This is a genomic window from Candidatus Laterigemmans baculatus (genome assembly GCF_010367455.1).
GTDB lineage: Bacteria > Planctomycetota > Planctomycetia > Pirellulales > Pirellulaceae > Laterigemmans > Laterigemmans baculatus.
Map to the genome: position 1 here is coordinate 1 of NZ_WRPR01000032.1, position 21229 is coordinate 21229.

The following is a 21229-nucleotide window of genomic DNA, read 5'->3' on the forward strand; positions in this document are numbered from 1 at the left end:
CCCAAAGAGAATCGCGAAAATGTTTGAGGGTGAAGTCAAGCGATTGCCGCGATTCCCTTCGGGGGAGAGGGGGCTAAAAACTGCACGACCTCCGGGGGGAGGGTGAGGGCGGGGAGGGGGAGCGTGAGGAGTCGCTTGGCGAGCGGATTCTGCCGTTTTCCGCCAGAGCCTATGCCCGATCGACCGGGAACGGAATGACCTCGTCGATCCGTTCGGCTGCGAGTGCCGCCATCACCAGCCGATCGACCCCCATGGCCGTGCCGCTGCAAGGTGGCAGGCCGTGGCGCATCGCGGCAAATAGCCGCTCGGGGGCGGGCAGCGGCCGGCGACCGTCCGCGCTCCGAAGCTGGTTGCTCTGGCGAGTTCGCTCGCCGAGCACCTCGGCGTCGAGCAATTCTGCGTAGCCGTTGGCTAGCTCCACGCCGTCGATGAACAGCTCGAAACGCTCGGCCGTGCGGGGATCCACCTCGCTGCGACGGGCAAGGGCGGCTTGGGTGAGAGGATAGTTGCTGACGATCGTGCGGCCGCTGAGCGACGGAGCGACGACTAACCCCATCAGCAAATCTAGGCACGTGTCACGACTCTCATCGCCGCTCGGCACGTATCCGGTTTCAATTTTTGCCAGCTGATCTCGCAGTCCGGCGTCGGAAATTTCATAGGGATCGATTCCCATAGCTTGCTGAAAGACCTCGAGGTAGGTCACCACTTGCGGCAGCGGTCCCCCCAGAATGTGCTGCACGAGGTTTCGTAGACGCTCAATTCCCGCTTCCATGGAATCGCCGGTCCGATACCATTCGAGCATCGTGAACTCAGGGTTATGCAGCGCTCCCCGTTCGTCGCTGCGGAACACCGGGCCCATTTGATAAATCGCTCCCGCCCCCGCTGCCAATAAACGCTTCATCGCCGCTTCCGGGGACGTTTGCAGGTACATCCAGGGGGCGTTCGCAGCTGACTCGTCGCTTCCCAATGATTCAGCTCCCCAGTGGTTGGGATCTGAGTATCTTCCGCCACGGAGCGCGTCGCGGTGCACGAGGACGGGGTCCAGATGTTGGTCGACCACCGTTTCGTTGGAGAGGCAGGGAGTTTGGACTTCGAAGAATCCAGCGGAGTCGAAGAATTCGCGGATGCGGCGTAGGATGAGTGCGCGTCGCCGCAGATTTTCGATTCTTGCGGTCGGCTGCCAATTGGGACTCAGTGAATGCTCGGACATGGGCATCGCGGACATGGGCGTCGTGCGTGAAATGGAAGAATGACTCAGCAGCGATATGACCGACAACGGCGGTTTGCTCCGATCGGAGACGAGGGGCAGCAGCGAATCGAAGCCGCTACGGTGCTCGTGATCGGTGTGGGAGCCCTTGGGAGCGTGGCCGCCGAAGTTTTGGCGAGAGCCGGCGTCGGACGATTGCGAATCGTCGATCGTGACACCGTCGAGTGGTCCAACCTGCAGCGGCAATCCTTATACACCGAAGCGGACGCTCGCGAAGGTCTGGCAAAAGTTCACGCGGCTGCTGCACGGCTCGGCGAGATCAATTCCGAGATCCGCATCGAACCGATCGCGGCCGATGTGACGGCTGCGAACATCGAAGGATTATTCGCTGGCGTCGATCTTGTCGTCGACGGCACGGACAACTTCGACATCCGCATGTTGATCAACGACGTAGCACTTGAAACGGGGACCCCGTGGGTGCACGGTGGCTGCCTCGGTGCCTCCGGTCAGGTATTCCTCTTTGATCCAGGCCGAACGATCTGTTTTCGCTGCCTCGTACCCTCCGTCCCCGATCCCACTTCGGTCGCGACCTGCGACCAAGCCGGCGTATTGGGATCAGCGACGCACGTCGTCGCTTCGCTGCAAGCCAACGAAGCGCTCAAGTATTTAGCCGCAGGGGCGGCTGCCGCCACACCGAAGATTCAGACGCTCGATCTTTGGGAGGGGCGGTTTCGCTCGCTCGACCCGAGCGATCTGCGGAGTGGAGAGTGTCGGGCGTGCGATCTCGGACATCGCGACTTCTTACACCGTCGTGGTGGTGTCACGGAACCGGTCGTGTTGTGCGGTCGCAATGCCGTGCAACTCCCTCCGCCAGCAGAAGATCGGGTATTGGATTTGTCCGCCATGTCGCGGCTTTGGGAAGGGCTGGGCGAAACCCAGGTCAATCGCTTTTTGGCGCGACTGCAGATCGATCCCACTCGCTCCATTACCCTCTTTCGAGACGGGCGAGCGGTGATTAACGGCACCGAGGACGCCGCCGAGGCGAAAACGCTGTACGCCCGCTTCGTCGGTAGCTGATACGAGCCGGAGGAACGCCCGCGGCGCGAAAAAGTGCAAAGCGAAAAAAATATTCCTTTCCGCGTCTTTCCATCCCCACCTCTTCTGATCCCGCGGCACGCGAGCGCCAGCGGCACACTCTAGCGGAGCGGCGCGGATGGATCCGAGGCCGCTCGCTCCGGCGGATTGAATTCCCACAAGCGGACCTCTGAGTCCGCAATCGCCACGTTAGGATCGCGGCGGCGCCGGGGGTCGTGCCGACGATCTGCGAGGCTTCACTTAGAATCGTCCCCCTCAAGTAGGCCGTTTTGAGTCTGCTTTCGACTGGGGGCAAAATCTGCTTGTGGCGCAGAATCCGCCCCAAACCCGCGACCCCCCGTTCAAAATGGCGTCCAACTCCACGTACACTTGAGGTGGTTCCAGTGCGGCTGAAAACGCGTACCCGGCTGGGGAGCCGACGCGTGCGGCTGCTCTCCTCTCTCTCGTTTGGTTCTCCATGCGTTACGCTTTCCGACTCGCCGAACTGCTCGGACATACGCCGGACCGCCGCAAGCGTCCTGGCACGATCAAAGCGATCGTGGAACACACGGGGCTCGATCGACACCAGGTTGCGGCCCTTCTGAAGAACGAGGCCAAATACATCCCGCTCGAGGCCCTCTCTCGGCTCTGTGATTATTTGATCGATCATGGTCACGCCACGGCCGACCAGCTGCCCGGAGCCTTGTTTGCGATCCAGCCGGAGAGTTTTTGGGAACTGCTGGCTCGCCGTCGCAGCGTGGAGATCTGCGTCGGTGTCCGCCAGGGAGAAGGGGCGGAGACGCCCGAGAACGCCTGGGTGGTCGCGTCGGACTCGGTGTTGGTCGGCGAAATCCTAAGTGGAGTGACCACCGTCGGCGGGATCGCCAAGCACCGAGCTCGGCGGCCTGGCCAAACCGAAGCCAATGCCGTGGATGAGGCACCGCCCCAGCCCGAGCGATTGCAACAAACGCTGACCTGGAGTCCTGGGCAGGTCTCGATCGAAGACGCTCAAGCGCGGGCCAAGGAGGTTTTTGAGGCTTTCGCCGAGGAGCAGGGCGACAAAGCGCTGGTTTGCATCGGGAGTGTGAAAAGCAACCCGGTCGTGGAGCTGATCTTTGCTGACGCTTTTGGTTGTGAACCGTTTAGCAGTGAGGATGACGTCGCCAAGGCTTCGATGCGAACCTGCCCCTTCTTTTTGCGGTACCGCGATCACGACCCTCAGCCGGGGGCGGCCTCGGCGGGAATGCGGCTTTCGAAGAAAGAGAAAGCGGAACAGCCCGGCTTTTACTACGAGCAGGATGACTCGACTTGGGCGTGGGCCGGCGGGGGCAAAGGCCGCGACGCAGCGCTCGTATTCTATATCTTCCGCGAACCGCTCGGGCGGCTGGAGATGGTCTTGAGCGGGTTTTCTGGACGCGCCACTCGGTTGCTGGCGAAAACCTTGGCAACTCGCTCCGAAGAGTTTTGGCCGCCGGTGTATCAGGAATCGAGCATGTCGATCGGGGCGTTCATCGTCCAGTACGAGACCGGCCCCGACGAGGACCTGAGCGAAGACCTGCTGCAGACGAATGTTTCGGCCGCTGCCAAGATCTTCCCGATCTCGGGCGAGGCGATCCGCCGCCGGATGGAGCGCGTTTAGCGCCTCGCTTAGGCGGCTCGGCGATGCTCGAGCGTGGCATGAAATTCTTCGATCGTGAGGGCATCGATCAGCTGCCCTTGCGAGTCAAATAGCTTGATCTCGTCTTCTTCGGCAAACCATACGGCACTGTAGCCTCCCAGATGGAAGCGGCGGCCGCAGTAGAATCCGCCACGGATCAGAATCGATTCGGTCATCTCCTCAGAGCTCGCTTGTGGCTCGCGTTCTAGGCACCAGGTTTCCACCAGTCGGCGGACGATGCTCAAACGCTGCGAACTTGTCATAGTCTGGGGTTCTGCTGGCTGATCGGGGAGAAGCGCCGGCTACCGAAGCGGTCTCGGGTGGCGATTACCGCTAGCTTCGGCAAAAAGGCCTGCAAGGGTTCGCTCGGAGATGCGGCCTGCATACAGCCCCTGCAGATTCTCCAGGTTACGGGCTCGGGCTAGATTGTGGGCCCGGGCTAGATTGTGAGGGTGTGCCAGTCTGTGAGCGTGGGCCAGCCTGCGGGGGTGCGAGTGGTGCCTCGGCCAGAGCTGCTGAAAAATCCACCGAAAAACAGATGGCGCTCACGGCCGGCAAAATTCGATGATTCCGACCAGGGTGGAGCCGCGGCCCTCGCGGATGCCTCGCGACCTACGTCTGGGAGACAATGCGACATGGACGAATCGAATCTGTCATCCGAAAACCTGATCGCCGAAATGACGCCGGAAGAAATCTGCGAGCTGTTGGCGGAGATGGGGATGGAGACCACGACCGATCAGGCGGAGTCGCTCCAGCGTCTGATAGGCGAGTTGGGGTCGCTCGAAGAGGCGATCGAAGCCTTGCAAGACGACAGTGGGCCGGCCGATCGGGCCGCGGCTTAGGCCGCCTCGTGCCTCAGCCGCTGTGAGGCGAGGCCAAGAAAAAACGGACGGCGTGGTGCGAGCACCCCGTCGTCCGTCCAATGACTCTCAGTGACTGAGAAACCGGACCTGGCGGTCAGGTTTAGCCGGTGATCTTTTCCAACGCGGCCAGTGCGGCGCGGACTTTATCAACTCCGCCCAGTTCTTCCGCCAATTTCTTGGCGCGGATCAGCCCATCGACCGAGACGGTGTCGCCGCCCGCGGCCGCGGCACCCCGTTTGGTAGCCGGAGCCGAAGCGGTGCGGGGGCTGGTGGTTTTCGCAGCACCCTGAGCGGCCGCCTTCGGGCGCCCACGGCGCTTCTTGGGAGCCGAGGTTCCGCCGCCGCTCGACTTCGATTTGATCGTGCTCACGAAAGCCGGCGTGACTTCCAAGCCCTGTTCCTTCAGCGCGTCGACGATCTCGCGGGGCTTGGCTTCCGGGTTGCTGTCGAGGTACTGACGGATTGCCGCCGATTTGTTGGGGCCGCCTGCAGACCGTTTTGCCATTGTCAAAGTCCTCCGAGTAAAGTGAAAGTGGCCACACTCGATGTTGTAGTAAAACCCGTGGTATTGGATAAGGCTGAAGTCGAGCGTTGTCAATTGCTTCTATATCAAAATAGCATATATTTCCAGGAATTCCGCCCGCTTCGCGATTCTTTCGCATGCTAGGTCTTACTATCGGCGGAATTAAAACCTTATCGGCCCGCCGGCAGCGGGCGGCTCACATCCGCGGCACGACGCCGATGCCCAGCAGTTGGAGTCCCTGGCGAAGGATTCGCGCTGCCAGCGTGACGATCGCCAGCCGGCTAGCGCGAGTCTCTGCGTCCTCCGCCTTGAGCACCGGGCACTGCTCGTACATCACCGCCAACTTCTTGGCGATGTCGTAGAGGAAATCGACCAGCAGATTGGGCGCATACTCCTCCCGGACTTGTTGCAGCACTTCTTCGAACTGCAGCAGTGATAGCAGGAGACTTCGCTCGGCCGGCTGCCCCGCAACCATCACACGATCTTTTTTCTTCTCAGCCCGGGCGCAAATCTCCGCTTCGGACGTTTCAGCCCCCCGCAGAATCCCTTGGACGCGGGCATAAGCGTATTGGACGTAGGCGGCGGTGTTTCCGTCGAGCGAGACCATCTTCTCCAGGCTGAACTTGTAATCGCTCGTCCGATGGTGGGCCAAGTCGGCGTATTTGATAGCGCCGATGCCTACGCAGTCGGCAATCTCACGTTTTTCCTGCTCCGAGAGGGGGGGATTGAGCCGTTCGGCCTGTTCGCTGCTGCAGACAACCTCATAGGCACGGGCGACGGCGTCATCGAGTAGCCCCACGAGTCCGGCGAGGGTTCCGGAGCGGGTTTTGAGAGGTCGCCCCGCTTGATCCAAAACCGTCCCAAAACTTACGTGCACGAGTTTCGCATCGGCAATTCCCAATTGGGCGGCAGCCGCGAACAGCTTCTTAAAATGGTCTCCTTGGCGGAAATCGACCACATACAGGATTTCATCGGGACGGAATGTCTCGCGGCGGTACTCGAGCGTTGCCAGGTCGGTCGTCGCGTAGAGGTACGCCCCATCCTGCTTTTGCACGATCATCGGGGCGTCGAAGCCCTCCAGAAACACGCAGACTGCCCCTTCGCTCTCGGCGGCCAGCCCGCGTGCTCTCAGTTGTTCGACGACGCCCGGCAGCATCGCATGGTAGAAACTCTCTCCGAGGGTATGGTCAAAGCGGATGTCAAGCCGCTCGTAGACGCGATTGATCTCATCCATGCAGTAGGGAAGCAGCTGTTTCCACAGCCGCAGGTTTTCTTCATCGCCAGCGTGCAGCTTGGCCGTCTCTTCGAGCACGGCGACGGCGATTTGAGGATGTTGTTCGGCGAGCGTACGAAGTTCGGGATCGTCCTCGACTGCGCGAATCTTGGTCTGCAGCGCCTCCACCTCCTCTGCCGCGGCTCGACTCCGCCGCTCGAGGGCCGCCACCGCCTTATGAGCCTTCTTCGCTTCCGCCGGGGCCGCGGCTTCGGCGGCCGCACGCGCCTCTTTTATATCCGCTTCCATCGCCTCTGCTCGCCGCTTGGCTTCGCCGACGGATCCCAAGGCCTTGCGGTAGTCGATCAACGCGTTGACGATCTGATAAATCCGTAGCAATTCGGGTACCGGTTCTCGCTGAAACGCATCGGCATTAAGGAAATTGCGATACCCATAGATCACCATCCCGAACTGGGTTCCCCAATCACCGAGATGGTTATCGGTAATCGTTTCGTGTCCCAGAAAACGCAAGATGCGAGTCAGCGAGTCGCCGATCACCGTCGAGCGGATATGCCCTACGTGCATTGGCTTGGCGACATTCGGAGAAGAATAGTCGAGCAGAAACCTCTTGCGATCCGCCGTGGGCTGCACGCCGCATCGATCGTCGCTGAGTGTTTGACTGGCAATCGCCGCGATCCAATCTTCGCGGAGTCGGAGGTTGATAAAGCCGGGGCCTGCGATCGAGGGTGGCTCGCACAAATCCTCCACATCGAGCTTGGCAACAATCTCCGCGGCGACCTCGCGTGGAGGTTTTCCGAGTTGTTTGCCGAGCGGCATTGCGCAGTTGGCCTGAAAATCCCCAAACTTTGGGTCTTGGGTTGGACGGACCATGGAGGCAAACTCCGCGGCCTCGGCAGAAAATGTTTCGAGAGCGTCGGCCAAACGTTTGCGAAGGAGGGCTTGGATCTGCATGGCGATTCTGGAAAAAGCCCCGAGCGGCGGGGAAGGCGAGAATGAAGCGCCACACCGGCGGCGGAGAGGCTGCTGGTAGGGACGCGGAAAAGTAGAAGACTCAGAGGCAGGAAGACGCGACTCGCTGGGATCCCTGGTTGAGGGGGCTCCACCGCTCCCTTTTCCATAAGAGCCGGAGTAAGGTCCCCAAGAAGGGCCCCCAAAAGGGCCGCGGAACACGGCGCTCGAACCGGTTGCGGTGCCCTGGCTGCGGAGCTGCTTCCGTTTGGAAATGGCAGGATTCGAGGAACTCTCCGCCCGCTGAGACGCGGCTTATTGACCGCGGCGTGAATGATCGACCAAGCCCAATTGCTGGTGATCAATCCGCTGCGCGTCGGCCCACAGCGATTCCAGATCGTAGTAGCTTCGCATCTCCTCGTCGAAGAGATGGATCACGACGCTTCCGTAATCGAGCACGATCCAGCGACTTTCCTCAAAACCCTCGACTCCCAAGCGACGGTCGCCCATCTCTTTCTGAAGTCGATCGTCGATTTCGTCGCTGATCGCGTGCAATTGTCGGCGGCTGGAACCGGTGGCGATCACAAAATAATCGAACAGCGCGGTTTGGCCTGAAACATCCAGAACGAGCACATCCTGAGCGCGGTTGTCGAGCGCGACCTGTGCCGCAGCCGCTGCTAGCTTGCGGCTCCGCTCGAGACCGTGGGGGCGTTCGAATCGCGGTGGTTCCTGCGACTGTCCGGAGGACCGCTCACCCTCGCTTCCGGTGGCCGGTTCGGCGGCCGCGTCGGAGGGCGGTTCGGGAGACTGTTCGGACGGTTGTGATGCTTCTTCCACGTGGGGCGAACCGAAAGAGTCAAAAGAATTTTTACCAACTGCATTACGTTCCGGCGATTGTACCGGTTTCCTACTATCTGTCACGATACCACAACCACAACCGTGTGCCCGCTTGCAGCGACGGGGCGCAAGCGAGAGTTTCTCAAGAAAAATTTCCTGGAGGTGTGTGCATGGCGGACTGGATCGAAGTAGGCGAGCTCGCTCCCCGGTTTGAGCTCGAAAGCGACTCGGGAGAAAAGGTCGATCTGGCGGCGCTGCAGGGGACGCCGGTGGTGTTGTATTTCTATCCCCGCGACGACACGCCCGGGTGTACCAAGGAAGCCTGCGCGTTTCGCGATTCGCATCCGCAATGGTCCGCCGGCGGCGCGAAGCTGTTTGGGATCAGCCCCGATACGGTCGAAAGCCATGGCAAGTTCCGGGACAAATACCAATTGAACTTTCCTCTTCTGGCCGATCCCGATCACGCCGTGGCCGAGCGGTACGGAGCGTGGCGGGAGAAGAACATGTACGGCAAGAAGTCGATGGGGATCCAGCGGTCCACTTTTCTGATCGACGCGGAAGGAAAAGTCGCGCGGGTCTGGAAGCGGGTCCGGGTCGACGGCCATGACCAGCAGGTGCAAGAGGCCCTACGGGATCTTGGATGATCCGGCGGGCGACGGCGCTAGCCGCGGGCCCTGCGCGGCGCTTCACCCTCAGCCCGAAGGGCTTACACAGAACAGCCCAGGGCAGAGCGTCGCGGCGAAGCCGCCGAGCGCCGCCCTGGGTATTGGAGCGCACCCGTGCGTGAAGCCCTGAAGGGGCGATACAGGCTCGGGTGTGCGGCGCGGAGGTTTGTCTCGCCCTTTCAGGGCTTTTGGGGGGTGAGGGCACGCGTGACCCAGGGCGTCGCTCTGCGGCGTTGCCGCGACGCTGTGCCCTGGGCTGGATTGTTTGGGCCCCTGCGGGGCGGGAAGACTCAAGCAAAATGCCACGCCGTCGCCAGCCGTAACAGTTTAGATCCCCGTATTTTTTTCACTTTACCCAGGATCGGGAGTTTTCATCGGCCCTCCCGGGGGGAGGGTGTCGCCTTTTAGGGACGCCGGCAGATTTTGCTCCCCCCGCAGCTCTTGACATTTTGGGGGCTTAAACGAATGTTTTAAACGCTTGTTTGACCGCCTTCTCCTCGTCTTCGCTTGAGCCATTCGCCTCGTGAGTTTTCCCTCTCCGGTCCCCCCGAGCGGTCTCCACCGCGGTCAGGGGCCCCGACGTGCCGATGTCCCCTCCGAGGCTGCGCGGCCGTCTGGTGAGGAGCCGCGCGGCGACGAGGACACGCGGTTGCGGATCCTTCATGCAGCCGGTCCTATCTTCGCGCGGTACGGGTTCGAGCGGGCGACGGTGCGAAGGATTTGTTTGGCCGCCGGGGTGAATGTCGCCGCGGTTGCGTACTATTTCGGCGATAAGATGGGACTGTACTTGGAGGTCATTCGCGGCATCCGGGTGCGTCGCGAAACGCCTTACCCGCTGCCGGATGACCCGCTCGTCGGTGCGGAGGAGCGGCTCTACCGGAGGATCTTCATTCTGCTGTCGCGGATGATGATGGATGTGGGGGAAGCCGATTGGGAAGCCCAGTTGATGATGCGGGAGATGCACCAACCGACCGCGGCTTTTGAGGAAATGGTGCAGCAGTACTTCCGCCCCATGTTTGCACAGCTGAATGCGATTTTGGCCGCTCTGAGTCCCCCGGGAACGCCTCAGCCGGTGCTGCATCAGCTGGCATTCAGCATTGTCGGTCAGTGTCTCTATCACCGCATCGGAGCGGCGACCGTGCGAGCCATGGTGCCAGCGGAGGTGCGGGAGGAGTATTTCAACCTCGAATCGCTGGCACGCCATATTACGGCGGTCACGCTGGCAGCCGCCGAGGGAGGCCGCGCTGCGGGAATCGCCGCCGCGTTGCCCAAACCAACCACCGCCCAATTTCCGAGATCCTGATCCGATTTCCGCTTATGAATTCCATGACCTCCTCGCCTCCCCAGCGCTCGGTGCCGCCGGCTCGGCAAACCGCACCCGAGGAAATTCAACCCACAGCGAAGCGTTCGCCGCATCGCCGGAGGGAGCGGTTCGGCAGCGTTGGATATCTGTTGTTTAACATCATCATCCCGATCGGGATTTTGGCGCTGGGCGGCTTGGCGTGGTGGGCGTTTGGCGAACAGCAACCGGCGGTACGACCGGCCGACGACACCAGCTACGCGGCGCTGCTCGAGCGGATTCCGGCGGTGGAAACGCTGCCGATCCGCTCGTTGGACGCGGTCGGTGGGCGGCTCGACTTGGAGGTCGATGGGGTGGTGGTTCCATTTCGCGAGGTGCAGATCGCGACCGAAGTCTCCGGCACCATTGTGTTCAAGGCTCCGGAATGTGAGGCGGGCACTTTTGTCGAGGAAGGGCAGCTGCTGATTCGGATCGACCCGAGCGACTACCAAAATGAGATCGACCGTCTGACACAGCTCAAAGAGCAGGAGTATCAGGCGATTCGCGAACTGGATCAGCAGTTGGTCAACACGAATCGGCTGTTGGAGGTGGCCCGGCAAGACGTTGCGCTGCAGGAACGCGAGGTCGACCGCCTGGAAAAGCTGCCGGCCGGTTACGCCAGCGCCGCTGAAATCGACCAGGCCAAGCGAGCTCGTCTCCAGGCGGTCAACGCGCGGGTGCAGCTTGAGAACGAGCTCGATTTGATGCAGCGTCGCCGCTCGCGATTGGAGGCGGCCGAGAAGCTGGCCGAGTCGCAGCTCCGGCTGGCGCAGGCGAATCTGGCACGCACCGAAATCCGCTCGCCGGTTTCGGGCGTCGTGTATCGCGAAGATGCGGAGCTGAACTCGTTTGCCCAGCGGGGGGAAGTGATCGTCACGCTCGAAGACACCAGCAAGGCGGAGGTCGCGGTGAATCTGCGGACCGATCAGCTCTACTGGGTACTGGATCAGGCGCGTCGCGGCAGCGGCGAGTTGATGCCCGCCGCCGATGGCAGTGCTCGGAGTTACTCGCTGCCGGCAACCGAGGCCACGATCCTCTATCAAGTCGCGGGGCGGGAGAACGAAATCTACCGCTGGGAGGGAGTGCTTGAGCGGTATGACGGGATTGGCTTTGACGCCGTCAGCCGCACGGTTCCGGTGCGAATCGTGGTCGACGAGCCCCGCCGTTACCAGGTCGGTGCAGCCGACGGTAAAACCGCCTCCGCCTCCTCGGGACCCTCGGCGCTAGTCCGCGGGATGTTCGTGACGGTGATCCTGCACGTCGAGCCAAAACGCAACTTAGTAGTCGTGCCGGCCGTGGGGCTCAAGCCAGGGAATCGGGTTTGGAAGTTCGTTCCCGATCCCTCGGTCGTCGCAGCCAGTGGCGGAGCAGCCAGTGGCGGAGCCCCCACTGGGGCGACCCCCGTTGCCGAAGCGGCAGCGGCCGCGAACGAGACGCCAGAAGCTGGAACCGTCGAAAAGGATGTTGCAGCAAAAGCCGCTGCGGAACCCGCCAAGGTAGCCGCGACCGCTGACGAGGAGCTCGATCGGTTCGATCCCGAGCAGTGGGTCGCCGGACGTTTGGAGGTATTGGAAAATCTCCGCCCGATCCAAGCGAGTCATTTGGTCGCGGGTGCTCAGGCTCAAGGGGCATCGGGCGGCCGTGAGCAAGGCAAGCCCGATTTTTGGGTCTGTGAAGTGGGGCAGGGCGAGTTGATAGCGGGGAGCCGCATCGTAGTCTCCCCGCTGCCCTCGTTCGAAGGCCAAGGGACCGATTATGTGCGCGTCCCCGCCGAGCAGATCACCGGCACCGCCGAGGAAATTGCCGTCCGGTCTCCCGCGGGCTTGCCCCCCCGCACGCGTTGATCCCGCGGGCGTTCATTCCGCTGCCTCACCCACCCCTTATCTAATTCTTTCGAAAACGCGGATTCCTTTTGATGAAGTCCCTCATCCGTTGGGCGCTCAACAGTGCTCCGGGCATGAACGTCCTGATGCTCGGATTGATGGCCGTCGGTGCGGTCTCGCTGTGGCAGATGCGGCGGGAGATGTTTCCGGAGTTTGAACTGGAGATCGTGATGGTCACGGTCCCCTATCCGGGATCGACTCCGGACGACGTGGAAACGGGGATCTGTCAGAAAATCGAAGAGGCGGTGCGGTCGATCGATGGGATCAAGAAAGTCACGTCGATTGCGCAGGAGGGGGCCGGCTATGTGCTGATCGAACTCCGCAGTGACGTCAGTGACGTGCAAAAAATCCTGAACGAGATCAGTCGCGAAGTCGACCGCATTCCGAGTTTTCCCGAGTTAGCCGAGGATCCAGAGGTCCAGCAGATCACCTTCCGCGAGGCGGCGATTCGGGTCGCGGTGATCGGCCCCGAATCGGACGCTCCGGACCGTGAGCTGAAGCTCCGGGCTGTTGCCGAGGATGTTCGCGACTCGCTGTTGCAACTCCCCTCGGTGTCCTCGGCATCGATTCTGGGGGCACGGCCTTACCAGATCGACGTGGAGATTTCCGAGGGTGTCCTCCGCGAGTACGGGCTGTCGCTTTCCCAGGTTGCGGCGATCATCCGCAACCGCAACGTGGAATTGCCAGGCGGTCAGCTGAAGGCCGAGGGCCAAGAGGTGTTGCTGCGGGCGAAGAATAAAGGCCGCGTGGGAGCCGAGATTCGCGAGTTGCCGATCATCACGCAGCCCAACGGGGTGGTGCTGACCGCAGCCGATCTGGGAGCCGTTCGTGACGAGTTTGAAGATGTCAGTTCGGTGAGCGAGATCAATGGTCAGCCGGCAATGGTTGTCAATGTGGAGCGGACCAAGAGCGAGGATCTGCTGGCGCTGGTCGACGACGTCCGCGCTTATGTCGACAGCGAGACGCTGCCGGACGGGTACCGATTTGCGATCTGGGGTGATACGAGCGTCGAGGTTCGCGATCGCATCGATCTGCTGATCCGAAACGGCGGTCAAGGGTTGTTGCTCGTGTTTATCGTCCTCGCCCTGTTCTTGGAGATGCGGTTGGCTTTTTGGGTGGCGTTGGGGATTCCGATTTCGCTGCTCGGTGCTGGAGCGGTCCTGGCGGGCTTCGACCAGACGTTGAACATGCTCAGCTTATTTTCGTTTCTGATGGCGCTGGGGATCGTCGTCGACGATGCGATCGTCATCGGCGAGAACATCTACGCCCATCGCCAGCTTGGGAAGTCTCCGTTCCAAGCGGCCATCGATGGGGCGGCGGAGGTTCTGCCGAGTGTCGCTGCGAGCGTCACGACCACGGTCATCGCGTTTTCGCCGATGTTTTTCGTCGCTGGGGTGATGGGAAAATTCATGGCGGTAATTCCGCTGGCGGTAATCGCGATGTTGTTGATCTCCTTGCTCGAAAGCATGTTCGTGCTGCCGTGCCACTTGGGGCATCGCCACGAGGGGTTGTTTCGAGTGATCGCGGTCTTGTTCTATCCGGTGCGACCGCTGGGATTGTTGCTCGCTTGGTTGAGCGACAAGGCGACGAAGGGGATGGATGCGTTCGTGCGGCGGGTATATGTGCCGGCGCTGCGGTTTTCGCTGCGCTTTCCCGCGGTTCCGATCACCATCGGGATCGCTCTCGGGTTGATCACGGCGGGGATGGTCCGCGGGGGCGTCGTGCCTTCGATCCTGTTTCCCAAAACCGATGCCAACAATGTGCGGGCGACCATCGCGTTCCCCGATGGAACACCGATGCAAGTCACCGACGCGGCGACGCGACGGATCGAAGAAGCCGTCCGCGCGGTCAGCGCGGAAATCGCCGCTGAACGCTCTGAGCGCGAAGGCATTCCGGTCGAGGAGATCTATCCGAGCGATTCCCCCGATGTCGTGGGACCAGTCAAGTTGACCTTCCGCCAAGTGGGCGAGATCAGCAGTACCGGTGGTCCGGTCGGCGCCAGCGGTGATAACGGCGGCCACGTGGGGCAAATCTACGTCGAATTGTATGACACCACGATTCGGACCGCGACCAGTACTGAAATCGTGAAACGCTGGCGGCAAAAAATCGGCAGCATCGCCGGCGTGGAGAGCCTGACTTTTGGATCGGTCGAGATGGGGCCGGGCGGGGCGCCGATCGAGTTCAAACTGTTGGCCGATTCGGAGCACACCGATCAGCTCACCGCCGCCACTGAAGAGATGAAACAAAAGCTCGGCGAGTTCGCCGGCGTGTTCGATATCAGCGACGATAGCACGCCGGGGAAATGGGAGTTCCAGATCAACGTCAAAGACACGGCTCTGGCCACCGGGGTGACCCCGACCGAACTCGGCGAGACGGTCCGCAACTCGTTCTACGGTGCCGAGGTGATGCGGCTGCAGCGGGGCCGGCACGAAGTCAAGCTGATGGTCCGCTATCCGCCGGAGGAACGCCGTAGCTTGGCCGACTTTCAACAAATTCGCATTCGCACCGATGACGGCAGCGAGCGGCCGATCACCGAGTTGGCCGATGTGCAGATCCGCCGCGGCTTTTCCGAAATCAACCGCGTCAATCAAAAACGTTCGATCACGATCACCGCCGACTTGGATGAAACCAAAGCGAACTCGGAACTGATCATCAGCAAACTGCAGTCGGACTTCGTCCCCAAGCTGAAGGAGAAATACCCCAACATTTCCATTCTTTGGGAGGGGCAGCGGGAGCAGAGTCAGGAGTCGGTTACCAGCTTGATGATCGGGTTCAGCGTCGCGCTGCTGCTGATTTTCATCTTGCTCGTGCTGCAGTTTCAAAGCTACATCCAGCCGATGATCGTGATGTCGATCATCCCGTTCGGCATGATCGGGGCCGTGTGGGGGCACGCCCTGCTGGGGCTGCCGCTGACCCTGTTCAGCATGTTTGGGTTAGTCGCCCTGGCGGGAGTCGTGGTCAACGACTCGATCGTCTTGATCGACTTCATCAACCACCGTATTCGAGACGGACTGCCGCTACGCGAGGCGCTCGTCGACGCCGGGCGGCGACGGTTCCGCCCCGTGATGTTGACCAGCCTGACGACGATCGCCGGACTCTTGCCGCTACTGATGGAGAAATCGTTTCAGGCTCAGTTGTTGATTCCAATGGCTGCCAGTTTGGCTTTCGGTTTGATGCTGGCGACGCTACTCGTACTGTTCCTCGTCCCGGTCTTTTACCAGATCTATGCCGCGGTGATCCATTTGCTCGGCGGCACGATTCGCGATCACGAGGCGATGGAAGAGGAAGCCCGCAAGGCGGAGGAAGCCCGCAAGGCGGAGGAAGCCCGCAAAACGGAGGAAGCCCGCGAGGCGGCTGCGGCAACCTCCCCGGCTCCCTACCAGCCGCACCCGGTTTAAACCGGATGATTCGTTCGTTTGCATCAATGTGTGGCAAGTTCGTGTGGTGTTTGAAGTTGCGACAGACCGTCGCGAAACAGTGCGTTCAGTCAGCCGCCACGCTTCTTGCGTCCGGTTCCCACGGCGTTTTGGGGAACCGGGGCTAGCGCCCGGCGGCTGATGAATGATCCGGGTTTAACCTCAGGGACGATTCACACAGTGGTCGAGGGAGCGACAGTGGTCGAGGGAGCGACAGTGGTCGAGGGAGCGACAGTGGTCGAGGAAGCAAGCGGGCGGATCATCCTGATCGGTGCCGGGGTCGTCGGCCGCGCGATCGCCGCGGCACACTTGCAAGCCGGCATCGCAGTCGATCTGGTCGATTCCGACGCGACCGTCCTCGCTGCCGCGGTGACTGAGCTGCGGGAAGCAGGACACCATGGGCCGCTTGAGAATGCAGCGAGCGTCCCCGGCGCTTTCCCTGCCGGCGGGGCGATCGTCACGCTGCGGCCCGCAGCAACCGCCGCCGCTGCGGCTTCGGCACCGGCTGCGGCTTCGCCGGGCGAGTCCCGGCCAGTGCCCCTGCCGGTACTCGTGATCGAGTCGATCGTCGAACGCCGCGAACCCAAACGCGGGTTGATCACCGCGCTCGACCAGCACTTTGGCGATGCGGCGGTGATCGCGACCAACACCTCATCGCTGCGGCTCGCCGACCTGGAAACAGCCACCGAGCGTCCCGAGCGGTTTTGTGGGCTGCACTTTTTCATGCCGGTCGAACGCCGCGCGATGGTGGAAGTCGTGCGGGGAAGTCGAACCGACGAGGCGACACTCGCGGTGGCCGAAGCCCACGTCCGGCGGCTCCACAAGCGTCCGCTGCGGGTGGCCGACAGTCCGGGGTTTGTCGTCAACCGAATCCTCTCGCCGTACCTCAATCAGTCGATGTTGTTGCTCGGCAGCGGAGTCGCGCCGGGTCGGATTCGTCAGATGGCGATGCAGTTTGGGATGCCTTTCTCTCCGCTGGAGCTTGTCGACTTGATCGGCGCCCGCACGGCGTTCGATGCGGGGCGCGCGTTTTGGCAAGCATTTCCCGGCCGCATCGATCCCGCCCCCGTGCTGCCGGGAATGATCAAAGCGGGACTGGGGGGCCGCGCTGCTGGCCGCGGATTCTATAGCTACGGTGCGGCGGAGAAGAGCCAGCCGCGGAGCTTCGAGTCGCTCGATCCGGCGGCCCAAGCGGTCGTCGAGCGATACCGCCGCGACGAGCGCGAGTGGACACCGGATGAGGTCTACGAGCAACTGTCATTGCCGATGTTGATCGAAGCGGCCTGCTTGCTGCGAGACCGGGTCGTCGCATCGACCGACGACGTCGAGATCGCAATGCGAGGGGGGCTCGATTTCTCCAGCCCCGACGGCTTCTTCGCTCGCTTCGAGGTCTTGGGGCCCGCGACGGTCGCTCGTCGCCTGCGGGAACTCGGGCCTCGCTATAAAGCGCTCGCTGCCCCGCCCGAGTTCCTCACGGCCCTCGAAACGCAGCCCAGTGTGAAGGCTGCGGTCGAGGTGTTTGCACGCGGTTCGGCCCGCTAGCTGGGGCTCTCGGGACCCGGGAGCGAGGCTCTGTCAGAACGCCCACCCAACACCCTCCCCCCGGGAGGGTCGAGCGTCAGCGAGGGGAGGGAGCGCTGTCCTCGCCGATTGCGCCCCCAATTGAAGTTCGCCGTTGCGGAAACCCTCCCCGCTCGTTCCTCGCGACCCTCCCGGGGGGAGGGTGTTGATGGTACCCTTCCTAGCCTTTGGACTCGTGTGGATACCAATGCCCCCGGGTGGGTGCTAGAAATGTTAGTTTCCGGGTGGCCTTAGGTTTCGTCGGTTTTGGGCAGCACGCGGTCGTGGAAAGCCAGGAAGAAGAAGACCGCGATGGCTGCCGCTCCCAAGCAGGGAATCAACCAGATCATCTGCCAGTCGGCAACCGCATCGGGAGAGCTTGGCGTGTAGCGGAACTTGATCGCCTGCATCACCTGTGCACCGATCCCGAGTCCCAGCCCTTGGGTCACCAGCACGAGGAACCCTTGGGCTTGGCCGCGGATTTCCTTGCTGCACTTTTTGTCGGTATAGATAAAACCGGTGACGAAGAAGAAGTCATAGCAGATGCCGTGCAGGATGATCCCGCCGAGCACCATCCAGAGGGTGTCGTTCGCGTCGGCCGCGGCGAACAACCCATACCGCACGACCCAGGCGATCATCCCCACCAGCAGCATCCACTTGACGCCCAAGCGGGCAAAGAAGAGCGGCATGGCGAGCATGAAAAAGATCTCCGACATCTGTCCAAACGACATGATGAAGCCGGGATCCTCGAAGCCCACCTTGGCGGTGAAGACCGGGGCGAACGCGTAGTAGGCAGCCAGCGGGATGCAGATCAGGAAGGAGGCGATGATAAAGACCGCGAACGAAGGCTGCTTGAGCAACGACAACGCGTCGATACCGACGATCTCGCCGAACGTGATCTTCTTGCCCTTGGCCGGGGGCGGAGTGTGGGGCAGGAAAAAGCTGAACACCCCGAGCAACCCAGCGGCGGCGGCCGTCACGTAGAACTGGGTGTCGGTGAAGTCGGCATTGAGGACGGCGCTGACGAGGATCCCCGCCACGATCCAGCCGACCGTGCCGAACACGCGGATGATGGGAAATTCCTTTTCCTGATTCGTGATGTTGTGAAAGGTCAGGGTGTTGGTCAGGCCGAGCGTCGGCATATAGCACAAGGTGTGCAGAAAAAGGACGAGGATGAACGCCTCGGAGCTGGACTCCGCCGCGGTCGGGGCGGCCAGCATGATCAGGCCACCGAGCAGGTGCAGAACGCCCAGCACCCGCTCGCTGGCGAAGAACCGGTCGGCAATCATGCCCAGGAAGAAGGGCGAAATGATCGCGGCGATCGGTGCGACCGTGTAGGCCCATCCGATCCAATCCGACATCTCGTGCTCGGTCATGTAGTTGCCTACGGTGACATACCATGCGCCCCATACAAAAAACTGCAGGAACATCATGATGCCGAGGCGAAGCGTGTTCAGGCTGAACATGGGGCGGATCTACTCTCTTCCACGGTTGTTGGAGGGCCGGGCCAAGGATAGCAAGCAGGAACCCTCACGGCCGATCGATGCCGAGCGGCAGACGCCCCAGCCGCAGATGGGTGGGAGAGATCCAGCGCGCTGCGGGTCCCTGCGAGCGTGTGGAGTTGCATTCGAATCGGTCGCTAAGTGTAGCGAACCAGAGCGGCCAGTTACAGCTTAGGAATCGCCCGCGTCGGCTTTTTGGGGATCATCCGCAGTTGGTCGTCCCGCGGAGGAGGATTGTTATTGTTATTTCCTCCGCGATTGGCCGGCGGCGGGCTGAGGTCGGTGAATTCTTCCTTCCATCGCCAACCGATCGGCGTCTCAAGCTCCTTCTCGGCGATCACCGCCCAGGGCGTTCCCGCGTGTTTCTCGCGGACCGATTCGAGCAGCCGGGTCGCCTCCTGGGCGTCGCGTTCCCACTTGCTGCCCACCGAGATCTCCGCCGCCGGCTGGAGCACCCAGGTGTTGTTCTTCGGGTCCGCGAAATTCATCCCGCGTTTCGCTTGGGCCAGCATCGCGTTGTACGTTTCGGCTCGCACCCGATGGGCTAGCACCCGTCCGCGAGCGAGATCGAAACCGGCCAGCCAGCGGGGACTGAACTCGTCCTCGCGCCCCTGCTCCCCTTTTTCGAGCAGTTGGTCGAGGGCAGCCAACTTCGGTTCGATGAGCGCAGCGGCTTGCTGAGCCCGGCTCAAGTCGCCGACGAGCTGGGCGTCGGAACGGCGCACGAACCGCGTCTCCGGCTGGTCGAGCGTCGCGATCCCCGTGAACTGTGCAGCCGTTACCAAGGCCGACCGCAACGGGCTCTGGCGGACCAGCGCTTCGTAGTCTTTCGAGGAGACGTAATCGGGGCGATAACGGCTCATCACCGAGGAGTCGACGAAATACTCGATCTGCGACGCAAACGGAGAGAGTTCGCCGCGAGTCACGCGGCGGTTGACGTTGCGGTTCGGATGGACCGCGAAAAAAATCCCACCGGTCTCGTAACAGAGACGCGTCAAGGCGAAGGGACCGAAGCCGGAATCGACGACCGGTTCGCGCTCAAAATTCCCCGTATATCCGATCGTCACGCGTTCCGGGCGGAGCGACTCGGGCCCCTGATCGACCTCGGCGAATTGCGGAGTCTGGTCATACTTGGGATCGGGGTCCACGTACTTGACCAGTGTGTGCTCCTGACCGAACGGTGCGGGGACGCCCACCACGTAGACCGGCATCCCAAAGCGTTTGCAGATGTCGATCGTCGGCTCCATCCCCACGGCGTCGTCCCCCCGCTCGTCGGTGACGACGATCAGCAGCACGTTTCGCTCCGGACCGCTGGTCGCGCGGCTGCGGCGATAGCGCTTATACTCGTCCGCCGCGGCGTAGACGGCGCTAAATACCTTCTCGACTCCTGACGGATCGGATTCGATCGAATCGACCGTCTTCTTGATCGTCTCGAGGTCGGCTGTGGGCTGCTTGGTAAGCAGTTCGACCTTCTGGCCAAAACCCATGATCGAGGTCAGCAGCGGGGCCTCTTCGTCGTCGTGCTGGAACGCCGACGAGCCGCTCGCTTCGACGATCCCCAGCTCCTCGTAAATGCGATCGAAGCGATCCCGAATTTCCTCCCTTTGCCGCGTCAGCGACCCGCTTTGATCGAACAACCACACGATCAGCGTCGGGCGGTCCTCGAGCGCCTTGAGGATTTCAAAGGTCAGCCGGTCGACCGCTCCGGTGGCACCTTCGCTGGTTTGTCCGACTTTTCCCTTGAGGGTCAAATCGAGATCGAGCGGCGCGACCGCCCGGTTGATGACGTTGTTGATGTGGATCGTCGCCAACTCCTGCGGCATCTGATCCACCGGGCTGGGAATCTCGGCGACTTCGGCGAACTCCGGAGCAGACGCCTCGGCCATCGCTGCGGCCGCTAGGCTGTTCGCGCCCACCTGATCCTGAAGCTGATCGCTGTAGAGAATTTCCTCGATCTTCTGGACCTGGTCGACCTCGTACTCCGGCGGCGGGCTGACCAGCACGATCGCTTCGTCGTCCGGTTCGTTGACCAACGGGACCAGCGCCAGCAAAAGGACGACCGCCATGTGGGCTAGCATGCTCGCCAGCAGGGCGACTGCGTCGGAGCCGAAAACCCAGCCCTCGGCGCCTTCGAATTCTTCGCTCCCCAACGCGTCCACCGAAGGGTCGCCAGCCACGCTGTTGTCGTATGTCGATGCCATTCGAATAGTTTCACCGAGCGCGATGAGCAAATCAACTCCGGCGGACCGGGTAAGCCTCTACCTTATCCGAACGACGGCAGCCGCCGGCTGTACCCGACGGCTTCGACCTTTTGAGCCGTGGGCGCTAGCCTGGATTGTTGATGCGTTTGGATGGTGCATTAAATCAGCCGCCACGCGCTAGCGTCCGGTTCTCGCGGCGTTTTCGGGAACCGGGGGCTAGCGCCCGGCGGCTGATGAATAATCCGCGCTAGCCTTGGGCCTCGCAGCCCAGGGATTGCTCCCCCTCCCCTCGCTGACGCTCGACCCTCCCCCGGGGGGGG

General features: G+C 62.0%; 15 protein-coding genes. 8 read left to right on the plus strand and 7 right to left on the minus strand.

Features of this window, described 5'->3' with window-relative positions; all coding sequences use genetic code 11:
• Positions 1-169: 169 nt before the first annotated feature.
• Positions 170-1225: an EF-P lysine aminoacylase EpmA gene (gene epmA, locus GNK13_RS06750; protein WP_164101748.1), complete on the minus strand. Its 1056-nt coding sequence runs from the start codon at positions 1223-1225 to the stop codon at positions 170-172.
• A 24-nt stretch (positions 1226-1249) separates the two neighbouring features.
• Here epmA and GNK13_RS06755 point away from each other — a divergent pair, with 24 nt between their 5' ends.
• Positions 1250-2284: a ThiF family adenylyltransferase gene (locus tag GNK13_RS06755; RefSeq protein ID WP_164101749.1), complete on the plus strand. Its 1035-nt coding sequence runs from the start codon at positions 1250-1252 to the stop codon at positions 2282-2284.
• Positions 2285-2759: 475 nt separating this feature from the next.
• Positions 2760-3920, plus strand: a complete 1161-nt coding sequence (locus GNK13_RS06760; RefSeq protein WP_164101750.1) for a helix-turn-helix domain-containing protein — start codon at positions 2760-2762, stop codon at positions 3918-3920.
• 8 nt (positions 3921-3928) lie between these two features.
• Here GNK13_RS06760 and GNK13_RS06765 read toward each other — a convergent pair whose 3' ends face one another.
• Positions 3929-4114 carry a hypothetical protein gene (locus GNK13_RS06765; protein WP_164101751.1) on the minus strand — a complete coding sequence of 62 codons (186 nt, stop codon included), beginning with the start codon at positions 4112-4114 and terminating at the stop codon, positions 3929-3931.
• A 459-nt stretch (positions 4115-4573) separates the two neighbouring features.
• Between GNK13_RS06765 and GNK13_RS06770 the strand changes: the two genes are divergently transcribed.
• The gene (locus GNK13_RS06770; protein ID WP_164101752.1) at positions 4574-4780 is read left to right on the plus strand and encodes a hypothetical protein; all 207 of its coding nucleotides are present in this window, start codon (positions 4574-4576) and stop codon (positions 4778-4780) included.
• Between the two features lie 121 nt (positions 4781-4901).
• On the opposite strand, the gene GNK13_RS06775 is transcribed toward GNK13_RS06770, so the two are convergent.
• The 3 genes from GNK13_RS06775 to rsfS form a co-directional block, all read right to left on the minus strand.
• Complete coding sequence (locus tag GNK13_RS06775; protein ID WP_164101753.1) at positions 4902-5306, minus strand: hypothetical protein; 405 nt, start codon at positions 5304-5306, stop codon at positions 4902-4904.
• A 214-nt stretch (positions 5307-5520) separates the two neighbouring features.
• The gene (argS, locus tag GNK13_RS06780) at positions 5521-7509 is read right to left on the minus strand and encodes an arginine--tRNA ligase (RefSeq protein WP_164101754.1); all 1989 of its coding nucleotides are present in this window, start codon (positions 7507-7509) and stop codon (positions 5521-5523) included.
• 312 nt (positions 7510-7821) lie between these two features.
• Positions 7822-8343 (minus strand): ribosome silencing factor, encoded by a 522-nt coding sequence (gene rsfS, locus GNK13_RS06785; protein ID WP_164101755.1) that lies wholly within the window; start codon positions 8341-8343, stop codon positions 7822-7824.
• A 170-nt stretch (positions 8344-8513) separates the two neighbouring features.
• On the opposite strand from rsfS, the gene bcp reads away from it, so the two are divergent.
• From bcp to GNK13_RS06810, 5 genes are all read left to right on the plus strand, one after another.
• On the plus strand, positions 8514-8987 hold the full coding sequence (bcp, locus tag GNK13_RS06790; protein WP_164101756.1) for a thioredoxin-dependent thiol peroxidase: 474 nt from the start codon (positions 8514-8516) through the stop codon (positions 8985-8987).
• Between the two features lie 544 nt (positions 8988-9531).
• The gene (locus tag GNK13_RS06795; protein WP_261345399.1) at positions 9532-10311 is read left to right on the plus strand and encodes a DUF1956 domain-containing protein; all 780 of its coding nucleotides are present in this window, start codon (positions 9532-9534) and stop codon (positions 10309-10311) included.
• 14 nt (positions 10312-10325) lie between these two features.
• Positions 10326-12191, plus strand: coding sequence for an efflux RND transporter periplasmic adaptor subunit (locus GNK13_RS06800; protein ID WP_164101758.1), 1866 nt, complete (start codon positions 10326-10328; stop codon positions 12189-12191).
• 71 nt (positions 12192-12262) lie between these two features.
• Entirely contained in the window at positions 12263-15628 is a 3366-nt protein-coding gene (locus tag GNK13_RS06805; RefSeq protein WP_164101759.1) for an efflux RND transporter permease subunit, read from the plus strand.
• A 159-nt stretch (positions 15629-15787) separates the two neighbouring features.
• A complete protein-coding gene (locus GNK13_RS06810; protein WP_164101760.1) occupies positions 15788-17188 on the plus strand; it encodes a 3-hydroxyacyl-CoA dehydrogenase family protein in 1401 nt (466 codons plus the stop codon).
• Between the two features lie 269 nt (positions 17189-17457).
• On the opposite strand, the gene GNK13_RS06815 is transcribed toward GNK13_RS06810, so the two are convergent.
• Positions 17458-18672, minus strand: coding sequence for an MFS transporter (locus GNK13_RS06815; protein WP_164101761.1), 1215 nt, complete (start codon positions 18670-18672; stop codon positions 17458-17460).
• Positions 18673-18872: 200 nt separating this feature from the next.
• Positions 18873-20909, minus strand: coding sequence for a vWA domain-containing protein (locus GNK13_RS06820; RefSeq protein ID WP_164101762.1), 2037 nt, complete (start codon positions 20907-20909; stop codon positions 18873-18875).
• Positions 20910-21229 lie beyond the last annotated feature (320 nt).